9 protein-coding genes are annotated in these 10,159 nt (G+C 68.8%); 6 read left to right on the top strand and 3 right to left on the bottom strand.

Features of this window, described 5'->3' with window-relative positions:
- Positions 1–243, top strand: a 243-nt coding sequence (locus VKA86_14565; GenBank protein HKK72436.1) for a cation:proton antiporter, incomplete at its 5' end; no start/stop codon positions are given.
- Here VKA86_14565 and VKA86_14560 read toward each other — a convergent pair.
- From VKA86_14560 to VKA86_14550, 3 genes are all read right to left on the bottom strand, one after another.
- The gene (locus VKA86_14560) at positions 240–1,790 is read right to left on the bottom strand and encodes a nicotinate phosphoribosyltransferase (GenBank protein ID HKK72435.1); all 1,551 of its coding nucleotides are present in this window, start codon (positions 1,788–1,790) and stop codon (positions 240–242) included. The two genes, VKA86_14565 and VKA86_14560, sit on opposite strands and share 4 nt — an antisense overlap.
- A complete protein-coding gene (gene pncA / locus VKA86_14555; GenBank protein ID HKK72434.1) occupies positions 1,790–2,431 on the bottom strand; it encodes a bifunctional nicotinamidase/pyrazinamidase in 642 nt (213 codons plus the stop codon). Before pncA ends, VKA86_14560 begins: the two co-directional genes overlap by 1 nt.
- 163 nt (positions 2,432–2,594) lie before the next feature.
- Entirely contained in the window at positions 2,595–4,217 is a 1,623-nt protein-coding gene (locus VKA86_14550) for a FlgD immunoglobulin-like domain containing protein (protein HKK72433.1), read from the bottom strand.
- Between the two features lie 92 nt (positions 4,218–4,309).
- Here VKA86_14550 and VKA86_14545 point away from each other — a divergent pair, with 92 nt between their 5' ends.
- The 5 genes from VKA86_14545 to VKA86_14525 all read left to right on the top strand — a co-directional run.
- Entirely contained in the window at positions 4,310–4,741 is a 432-nt protein-coding gene (locus VKA86_14545; GenBank protein HKK72432.1) for a hypothetical protein, read from the top strand.
- A 241-nt stretch (positions 4,742–4,982) separates the two neighbouring features.
- Complete coding sequence (locus VKA86_14540; GenBank protein ID HKK72431.1) at positions 4,983–6,071, top strand: hypothetical protein; 1,089 nt, start codon at positions 4,983–4,985, stop codon at positions 6,069–6,071.
- A gap of 110 nt (positions 6,072–6,181) precedes the next feature.
- Positions 6,182–7,255 carry a cytochrome c3 family protein gene (locus tag VKA86_14535; GenBank protein ID HKK72430.1) on the top strand — a complete coding sequence of 358 codons (1,074 nt, stop codon included), beginning with the start codon at positions 6,182–6,184 and terminating at the stop codon, positions 7,253–7,255.
- A gap of 76 nt (positions 7,256–7,331) precedes the next feature.
- Positions 7,332–8,762 (top strand): hypothetical protein, encoded by a 1,431-nt coding sequence (locus VKA86_14530; GenBank protein HKK72429.1) that lies wholly within the window; start codon positions 7,332–7,334, stop codon positions 8,760–8,762.
- Positions 8,759–10,159, top strand: a 1,401-nt coding sequence (locus VKA86_14525) for a discoidin domain-containing protein (GenBank protein ID HKK72428.1), incomplete at its 3' end; no start/stop codon positions are given. The genes VKA86_14530 and VKA86_14525, both read left to right, overlap by 4 nt.

Raw genomic sequence — 10,159 nt, 5'->3', positions numbered from 1 at the left:
GGGTTGCCGGCGCTGTGGACCACGGGCACCGGCGGGGCGGTGCTGGTCGGCGTCAGCATGATCCCGCGGGCGGAGATCGCGCTGGTCGTCATGCACCAGGGCCGTCGACTGGGAGAGGACGTGGTGTCGAGCGAGTTGTACTCCGCAATGGTCGTCGTGTCGGCGCTCACGTGCCTGCTCACGCCCCTCGTCCTGAGGCCGTTGCTGCGGCGATGGCCGCAGGAGAGTGGCGCGAACGACTAGGCGCCCGACGAGATCTTCTCGACCAGCCGCGTCTTCAGTTCCCACATGCGGTGACTGAGCGACACGTGATAGCGGTGCGGATGCAGGATCCGGCGCACGCCGGCATGCAGACGTTCGAGGTCGTCGTGTCGGCGCTGGCGCATGGTCTCGATCGATTCGTCGCCGAGCGTCGATGCACCGTCGGCGAACACGCGTTCGAGCAGCCGTTCGGCCTGGCCGACCTCCGACGCCGCCAGGTCGCGGTGCACGCCCTCCTTCGTGGCGTGGTGCAGGCGCAGGGGATCGTGTTCGAGGGGATCCTCGTCGTCGGTGGCGACCAGGTCGACGATCGCGTGACCGTCGGGATCGTACAGGCGCCACACGGTTTTCGGTCCCGGTGTCGGGATCTTCTCGGGGGACTCCGAGATCTTCAGCACCGGCTGCCACGCGCCGTCGCGTTCGAGGGCGGTGAGCTTGTAGACGCCGTCGAGCGCCGGGTGGCCCTGGCTGGTGATCAGAGCGGTGCCCACGCCGTAGGCCAGGCGCCCGAGCACGGAGTCGGCGTCCATGCCGTGCTCCGGTGCCTCCTCGGTGATCTGTTCGCGGATCTGCTGGATCACCGCTTCGTCCAACTGGTTGCTCAGCACGATCGCGACCTTCTCGAAGCCGGCGTCGTCGAGCATCTTCGCCGCGCGCACGGCCAGGTGGGCGAGGTCGCCCGAGTCGAGGCGCACGCCCACCGGTTCGTGGCCGTCGCGCCGCAGTTCCTCGAACACGCGGATCGCGTTGGGTACGCCGCTGTCGAGGGTGTCGATGGTGTCGACCAGCAGGACGCAGTCGTCGGGTTGACTGGCGGCGAAGGCACGGAAGGCGTCGAGTTCGGTCTTGCCGTCGGCCAGGTGCGCCTGCACCAGGGCATGGGCGTGCGTGCCCTTGGGCGGCAGGCCGAGGTCGAAGCTGATGCCCGTGTTCGAGCTGAAGTCCGCACCGCCGATCAGGGCCGCCCGGGCCCCGGCGTGGGCCGCGCGGTCGTGGGCGCGGCGCGCGCCGAACTCCATGAACAACCCGCCGGCGCCGGCGAGGCGGATGCGCGCGGCCTTGGTCGCCACCAGGGTCGGGTAGTTCAGGTGCATGAGCAGCGGGGTCTCGAGGACCTGCAGCATCGCGAGCGGTCCGCGGGCGAGGACCAGCGGGACGTTCGCGTGCACCACGCGCCCTTCGGGAACGGCCAGGAGTTCGGTCGTCGAGAAGTCGCCGTGCTCGCGCAGCCACTCGAGGAAGCCGTCGTCGAACATGCGATCGCCGCGCGCGTTGCGGTGCTCGCGCAGCGTGGAGAGCGCTTCGTCGTCGAAGGACGACTCGTGCATCCACTCGAGCAACCACTGCAGTCCCGCGCCGATGCAGTACCCCGCGGCGTGGCCGCCGTAGTCGGGGTAGCTGCGGAAGAAGTAGTCGAACTGGGCCCGGCGGCCGGCCAGCCCCTGCTTCCAGTAGGCCTGGGCCGCGGTCAACTGGTAGAAGTCGGTGGCCAGGATCCCCTCGATCCGGTGGCGGCGGGTGGGATCCATCAGCGCACGAGCGCCTGGCGCTCCGTCACCTCCACACCCAGCTCCTCGAAGTGCCGGCGCAGGTCGTCGTCCTTCGAGGGATCGACCGAGCGCGAGAGGTCCCAGGGGAAGGCCACGTCGAAGCCGGCCTCGACGGCGTCCTCGATCGTCCACTTCACGCAGACGTCGCGCGCGAGTCCGGCCACCACCAGGGCACGGATGCCGCGCTCGCGGAGGTAGCCCGCGAGGCCGGTCGCCGGCCGCTCGCCCTCGGCGTTCCAGTTGTCGCGGAAGCCGCTGTAGCTGTCGACGGTGGGATCGGTGCCCTTGCGCACGATCGCGTCGAGGTGCTGCAGGGGAAGGCCGGCGTGCAGCTGTGCCTTCTCGGTGCCCTGCACGCAGTGGTCGGGCCACAGGATCTGATCGTGCCCGTGGAGTTCGAGGGTCTCCATGGGCTGCTTGCCCTCGTGGGAACTGGCGAAGGACACGTGGCCGGCCGGATGCCAGTCCTGGGTGGCGACGATCACGCCGAACTCGCCGTCGCCGATGAGCTGGCCGAGCGGCCCGACGATCTCGTCGCCGCCCTCGACGGCCAGACCACCGCCGGGCATGAAGTCGGGCTGGACGTCGACGACCAGCAGGCAGGTGTGTTCGCGGCTCATGGTCGGACTCCTCTCGCTTCGCGTCGCGCGATGGTAGCGCAAAGCTGAGCCGCGCAGCACTCCGGCGCCATGGGGGACTTCCGGACGCCGGGGCGAGGAGTCGAGGGCGGCGGGAACCCGGCGAGGGAGGCCCGCCACCCCAGGGAGGCCCGCCGCCCGATGGTCAGCGGGCCAGGACGATCCGGCGGGAGTCGACGCCGCGGTCGGTCGCCAGCCGCACCAGGTACACCCCACTCGCCACGGCGCGGCCCTGGTCGTCGGTCCCGTTCCACGACCAGGCGCTCTCGCCGGCCGGCATCGATCCCAACTCGAGACTGCGGACACGACGACCGGCGGCATCGTGGATCTGCAGCGACACGCTCCCCGCGGCGGGCAGTCGGAAGCGGATCTCGGTGGCCGGGTTGAAGGGATTCGGGACGTTCGGAAGAAGTGCGCCACGCCACGAGGCGACGACGGGGTCGACGGCTTCGTCCTCGTCGTGGATGGACACGGGATTCTGACCGGGCGGGATCCAGGCCACACGGTATTCGCGGCCGTCGTCTCCGGTGTCGGGATCGCCGTCGCGGTCGAAGAAGCGACCGTACGACGTCAGGTAGGCCTGGGCGGCGTGCGTCAACAGTCCGTCCCGTCCCGCGCCGACCACGAGTGCCAGGCGCAGCCGGATCTCGTCGTCGATCCGGAACTCCTCGATCGGACCCGTCGAGATCAGGATCCGGTAGTCGCCGGCGTTCGTCGTCCCCGTGGGTGTGGCGTCGTACCCGCTCTCCGAGAGCAGGGCGTAGCGTTCCGCGTCGGTCGTGGGATCACCGCCCTGGTCGAAGGTGAGGTTGCCCTGGAACACCTGGAAGCCGGTCGTCTCCCGGTCGAAGAACAGGACGCCGACGTGTCCCGGTGACACCCCTCCGTCGCCGTCCGCGTCGTAGGCGCTGGCGAGCGTCAGGGGGACCAGGCTCGAATTCGGAGCACGGACGAGACCGTCGAAGAAGTCGGGCAGGTCGTCGCTCGCGATCCCGGGAACACCGCGCGGGCCGATGTCGGGATCCACGTAGAAGCCCAGGTGGACGTCCTCGAGCACGCGGTCGGCCGGGAAGTCGTCGCTGGCGGTGATCGTGAACTCGAAGCCCACGAAGTCGTCCACGTCGTCGTCGGACCAGGCGAAGCTCTCCTGGACCACCTGCAGGTGCAGGGGCGTGTGGTCGGGCTCGTTGGCCAGGATCGCGTCGTCGTCGTCGGTCAGGAACGCGCGGAAGTACTGGTCGGAGACGGCGGCGAAGTCCTCGTCGATCGCTCCGTCGAGGTCGTCGTCGCGACCGTTCAGGGGATCCTCGTCCTCGAGACCGTCACCGTCGTCGTCGAAGCCGGGGTGTGGGTAGCGGCGGCCGCCGGGTTCGCCCTCGGTCGCCTCGTAGATCGTGGCCAGAGGGTCGACCGCGTCGTCGCGGAGTTCACGGCCGCTGGGGGCGGCCGTCGTGACGAGGGGTTGGCCGTCGAGGAGTGCGCCGATCCACAGACCGGCCTGGTAGACGTGGTCGACGCCGCTGTCCGCCGGCCACATCGCGGACGGGGCGTCGCAGAAGCTGCAGGTGTTGCCCGGGAGGGATCCGATCAGACCGAAGTTGGTGACGTGCAGCTGGATCTCGCCCACGTCGTGGACGAACTCACCGTCGAGTGTGTAGACGCGGGCGAGATGTGGTGCGCCGGCCGCGGGAGCGACCGCGGGAAGGGCGAGCAGGGCGCCGGAGAACAGCAGGAGGAAGGACGAGGGACACCGGGGGTGACTGTCCATGGGAATCCGATTCCTTTGCTGCGAGGTGGTGCTACGATACGCAGCGTGATCGCCTCAGGGCAAGCGTGTGCCTCTCCCCGGGGACTCCTCGCATGACTCGTCACAGTCGGAAGTCCGGACCCGTTCGCGGGACGCGGGTCTTCGTCCTCGTCGTCCTGCTCGTCGGATGTTCCGCGGGCAGTGGTCCTCTTCCGGTCACCGTGGCGGGAGGCGGGCCCGAGGGCGCACTCGATCTCGACACGCTGGTCGAGGGTCAGGCGGTGCGCGTGACCCTGCGCGAAGGCCAGGCCTTCGCCGGCGACGTGGTGTCGGTCGACGAGGACACCGTTCGCCTGCGTCTGATCGCCGAGCGCCGGGCCTCCTACGCCGACTCCCGTGCCGTGACCGACATCGGCCGCGACCAGATCCTCTGGGTCCATGCAGCCGCCGGCGCCCCCGACGCGGACGCCCGGCGCTCCTGGACGATGATGGTGACCTCTGCTCTCGCGGCTGCGCTCGTCATGGTCCGGGCGCTCACTCTCTGAGCCGGCGAGGCCTCGATCGACCGGCATCCACCGGTTTCGGGCACGACCGGGCACGATCCGACCGCACATGATGCAACTGTACTATTTCCCCGAACTTGCGACACGGATTCGTGAGGTCACAATGCCGCACTCGGCGCCACGCTGTGAACAAGCGTACGGTCCTCGTGCTTCGAAGAGGCAGTGGGTCGATTCCCCAACCCCGGCTCGGGGGTATCGGCCGAGTGTGGAATGAGGCAGCAGAGTGACCGGAATTCGTGCAGAAGACTTCATCGGGCGTGCCGTGGCAGGTGTGGCGTTCTACGTCACCCTCGCCGTGGTGGGTGTCGGTGGGGTCGGAGCCCAGGACTCCGGGTCTTCGCTGCCACTGTTCGCGCCCGCGGAGCTGGAGCGGTCCCTGCGCCTTCCCGGGATGAACGATCCGATCCAACGACCCATGGCCCTGCACGTCGATCGTCGCCACGGTGAGATCTTCGTGGGGGACACGGGTGCGAATCGGATCGTGATCTTCGACCGGGACGGCCTCTACCGCTATCAGTTCGGCTGTGCCGATCACATCGGTTCACCACAGGGCGTCGTCGTCGACTCCGAAGGACACGTATTCGTCCTCGGAACGTCCCGGCAGGGACAGCGGCTGGTGCAGTTCGATTTCGACGGGATGTATCTCGACACGATCGAACTCGCCGCGCTGGACCTGCCCCGGATCCATGGAATCGCCTGCGACGAAGAGGACCGACTGCTCCTCGTCGGTGGCGATGCGAACGTCCATGTGATCGGGCGTGACGGGCGACGCGTCCACCGGATCGACGTCGCGACTGCGGTCGGCGACGGCGATCGCGATGAACTGTTGCTCGGCGAGCCCTCCGTCCGCGACGGAGAGCTCTGGATTCCGGTCTCGAACCTGGGCCTCGTGCTCGCGTTCGACGTCGAGTCCGGAGACCTCCTGCGTTCGGTGGGCATCCGCGGGAACACACCGGGTCAGTTGAACTTTCCCGTCGCAGTCGACGTCACGTCCCACGGGATCGTGGCGGTCCTCGACAAGATGCGATTCGCAGTCGTCTGCTACTCCACCGATGGCCGGTTTCTCGGCGAGTTCGGTGGGAAGGGCTTCCGCGACGGATGGTTCTACCACCCGAGCCTCTTGGCCGTGTCCGACGACGACCACGTGGTGGTCGGTCAGATGCTGGAAGGCCGGATCCAGCTCTGCCGTGTTCCCGGCTACGTCAGGACACGACTCGTGCAGGCGAGCACTACGCGCCAGGACGAAGAGGACGAGGAGGAGCGTGTGGCGCGCGGCTCCGACGCCAGTGGTGCAACCCTGCGTGAACCGTGAAGGAGTGTGGCCGGTCGATCCGCGATCGGTCTCCCCCCTTCGATGAGCGAGTCGAACTCGTTCGACCTTCTCACGGTCCTAGCAAGCATGCTCTCGGAGGCATGAACAACATGATGAAGACCCTCGCGCTCGTGTCGGTTCTCGTGCTCGTCGCGACGCCGGCGCTGGCTTTCCACGACGGTGGCGTTGCTCACTGCAACGGCTGCCACACGATGCACAACAGTCAAGACGGTGCCCTGGTCGACCCGGACAGCCCCAACGGGAATCCGTGGCTGCTCGTCGACGCGACGCCCAGCGAGACCTGCCTCGGCTGTCACGCCACGCGTCTCGGCGCCAGCTTCGGCTCCGATCCGCTGAACCCGCCGACCGAGTACGGTGCCGGGAACTTCGTGTTCCTGACCGAGGACAACCTGAACGACGGTCACGCCGGTGCCGACAACCCGATCCCGGGTGACGCCGCGGGCCACAACATCAACGCGCCGAGCTACGGTGTCGGTCCGGACGCGACGCTGACGTCGGCTCCGGGCGGTGCCTTCCCGGCGGCCTCGATGGAGTGCTCGAGCTGCCACGATCCGCACGGCACCGACGAGTTCCGTCTGCTCTACACCGCGGGGCAGCAGGTCCAGGGTGGCCTGGCCACCTTCTCGAGCCCGGCCCCGGACGCCGACGGCCTCGCGATCTTCGGTGGTGGCGAGACCAACAGCAACCACACCGCCTACAAGGGCGGCATGAGCGCCTGGTGTGGGAACTGCCACGGCGACTTCCACGCGAACAACACGCAGTTGGTCCACCCCTCGGGCGAGACCATCGGCGCGGGCATCGCGCAGAACTACAATCTGTACAACGGGACTGCCGACATCACCGGCGGCACCCAGGCGTCGGCCTATCTGGCCGCCGTGCCGTTCGAGGACCCGGCCAACACCACCTCGAGCACGGCGGGCCCGACGGCCAGCAGCCAGGTGAGTTGCATCTCCTGCCACCGCGCGCACGCGACCTCGTCGCCGGACGCCGGTCGGTGGGACTTCAACGTCACCGTGCTGGGTGAGGACGGCTTGGAGTCGGGCGCCTACGCGATCCCGAATCCCTACGGCGATCCGAACCAGCGCTCGCTCTGCAACAAGTGCCACGTGAAGGACGAGTTCGACGCCGACGTGTTCACCGCCGCCCCCTCCGGCGTGCGCTGATCCCGTCGTCGATTCGTACCCGCACGGGGAGCCCGGCCCGGCCCGGGCTCCCCGTGTCGACCACGAGGAGACATCCTTGACCGGATCGGCACCGCGCCGGGCCGGGACGCGATCCGCCGGGCTCCACTCCGCAGCACTGCAACTGCTGATTCTGCTGCTCGTCGTGCCGGCGCCGCGCGCCTCCCGGGCTTTCGACCCCGGCGCCCAGGCCAGTCTCTCCACCTACGTGCGGTTGCCCGAGCGTGCAGCCGCCCGCGTACGTCTGGTCGTCGACTCCTTCGTCGTGATCCGCCCCGACGGTCGAGTCCGTGTCGAGCCGACGCGCCTGGATCTGGACACGGACCGCGATGGGGGCCGATCCCTCGAATGGATGCGGACCACGTTCGAACCGGGTTCGCTCGACACCTTGAAGGTCGAATTCGCCGAGGCACGGATCCGGGTCGGTGGCGCCTGGACGCGCGTCGACCTCTCCGGCGAGTCGGCGGACTTCGTGCTCGAGCGAGAACTCGACGCCGGAGAATGTCTGGTCGTGCATCTGGCCTTCGACCCCGATGCCGTGCCCGCCGATGCCGAAGCCTGGCACCCCGTCGTCCGGCGCCGTCATCCGGATCGGGTCCCGCTGGGACAGCGCATCTTCGTGGCCCTCGAGGGGGCCGGGACCGTCGCCGTCGTGGACCGGCGGACGGGCGAGACGAACGAGGAACTCGGAGTGGGCGGTCGCCCCCGGGACCTCGTCTACTCGCCGGTCGAGCGCCGTCTGTACGTCGCGGTCGCCGAGCGCGACGAACTCGTCGCGGTGGACCTCGGCGACGTCGATCGGATCCGACGGCTGCCCCTGCGTTTCGGCGACGAACCCACCCGTCTCCTGTTGAGCCGCGACGAACGGTCCGTCTTCGCGCTCGCCAGCGGTCACGACGCCCTCGTGCAGGTGTCGTCGTCGTCGTTCCAGGAAATCGCCCGGGTCAACCTCGAGCCCCGGCCCGTCGACCTGGTCGAGGATCCGCGCACGGGCCGGATCTTCGTGTCGTCGGAGACCTCGCGGACGATCGAGGTCGTCGATCCGCAGAAGGCGTCAGTGGTGGCGCGCTTCGTCGTCTCCGATTCCCCGGGGGAACTGGAGTTCCTCGCCGACACCGGTCAGATCGTGGTCGCGGCGCGTAACGGGCGGTCCGTGGAGCGGATCGACGCCGGCACCGGAGCGTCGATCGACGCCGTCGACCTCTGCGGGCCCGTGCGGGGGATGGTCTACCAGGAGAGGGCGAAGCGTTTGTACGCGGCTCTCGCGGTGTGTGACGAACTCACGGTTCTGCGTGCGTCCCTGGATCTCGAGGTCGACAGGGTTCCGTTGCCGGCACGTCCCGGTCTGCTGCACCTCGACCCCGAGGGGCGCACGGTCCTCGTACCCCTGCCCGACGAGAACGCCGTGTTCACCGTCGACACAACGGGGACGGGCGAGACACGTCTGCTCCTCGTGGGACCGCGACCGGTCGCGGTGGTGATCCCGTGAGTCGGCGGCGGCGATCCGCCGTCGTACCGTGGTGCGCACTCCTGGTGATGGCGCTCGCCGCGCCCGCGTGGGCGCAACCGGCCGAGGTGAACGGGTCGATCGACGTTAGTGCCGTGCAGGCCGAGGTCGACGGCGAGGAACGGAACACGTTGCAACAGAGGTACTCGATCAACCTGGCGCGCGATCTCACCTCGACGCTGCGCGCGCGGGCCTCGTTCCGCTACTTCGACTTCGACATCGACGGCGCCGAGCAGTTCGGAGCCTTCCGCGAAGAGATCCAGCCTTCGGCCGAACTGGCCTGGCGCACCGAGTGGTTCCGCTCGAGCGTCACGGCACTGCGGCGCAGCATCCGTTCGTCGGCCACGTCGGGTCGTCTGGTCACCGAGAACGTGGTGGCCGACTGGAGGAGCGCGATCGACGGCTGGCCCATGCTCACGCTGCGTTACGACTGGCAGAAGATCTCCGAGGAGGACGGCGGCGACGATGCGCGGGACACGCGCGACCGGCGCTTCCTGGCGCGTCTCAACGTCGACCGCGAGAACGAGATCATCGAGTACGGATTCACGCGGCGTTGGACCGAGAACCTCATCCGCGGTCTCGAGAGTCGCGAGAACTCGCATCAGTTCCGTTTCCTCGGATCGCACTCACTGGCCGGCGAGCGACGTCTGCGCCTGGACACGCAGTACCTCTTCACCTACCGCGACCGGGTCGACGAGGTGCGGACGGGAACCGTCCTGCTCGAGCAGGTGACGACCGGCCAGTCGCTGTTCGCGATCGACCCGTCGCCCGAGCTGGGCACGCTCCAGCCCGTGCCCGGACTCGCCGACGGCAACACCGGGACCGCGACCGTGCCCGGCATCGAGATCGGCACGGGCTCGATCGACCGGAACATCGGAACGGATCTCGGCTTCGAGCGCGAGGCGGTCTCGGCGATGTACGTCTACGTCGACCGCTTCTCGTCGGCCACGGTCGACTGGAGCGTGTACGTGTCCGACGACGGGATCGAGTGGAACGAGGTCACGGACACACCGATCGAGACCTTCAACACGGCCCTGTTGCGCTACGAGATCGAGTTCATGCCGGTGTCGACCCGCTACCTGAAGGTCGTCAACGGCGGCACGAACGACGCGCCCGTGGTCTTCGTCACCGAGATCGAGGTCTACGAGGCCCTGCAGGAGACCGGCGAGGTGTCGCGCGAGGCCACGACGCATCTGGCCAACACCACGCTGAGCTGGCGCGCGACCGAAAGTCTCGACGTCACGTTGGACGCTTCGGCCCGGCTCGAGCCCGCCCAGGGCACCGTGGGCGATCGCGAGGGCTACGACTACGCGGCGCGGGCGCGCTGGCAGATGGTCGACGACCTGCAGTGGTCCGGCCGCTGGGAACAGGCCTGGCAG

The sequence above is a fragment of the Candidatus Krumholzibacteriia bacterium genome, from assembly GCA_035268685.1.
Taxonomy (GTDB): domain Bacteria; phylum Krumholzibacteriota; class Krumholzibacteriia; order JAJRXK01; family JAJRXK01; genus JAJRXK01.
Note: the sequence above shows the minus strand (reverse complement) of the source record. Positions and strands in the feature narration are given on the sequence as shown.

What these genes read in the sequence shown, in the direction of transcription:
- VKA86_14560 (HKK72435.1), bottom strand. Translation starts at nt 1,790, where the DNA reads ATGGATCCCACCCGCCGCCACCGGATCGAGGGGATCCTGGCCACCGAC.
- pncA (HKK72434.1), bottom strand. Translation starts at nt 2,431, where the DNA reads ATGAGCCGCGAACACACCTGCCTGCTGGTCGTCGACGTCCAGCCCGAC.
- VKA86_14550 (HKK72433.1), bottom strand. Translation starts at nt 4,217, where the DNA reads ATGGACAGTCACCCCCGGTGTCCCTCGTCCTTCCTCCTGCTGTTCTCC.
- VKA86_14545 (HKK72432.1), top strand. Translation starts at nt 4,310, where the DNA reads ATGACTCGTCACAGTCGGAAGTCCGGACCCGTTCGCGGGACGCGGGTC.
- VKA86_14535 (HKK72430.1), top strand. Translation starts at nt 6,182, where the DNA reads ATGATGAAGACCCTCGCGCTCGTGTCGGTTCTCGTGCTCGTCGCGACG.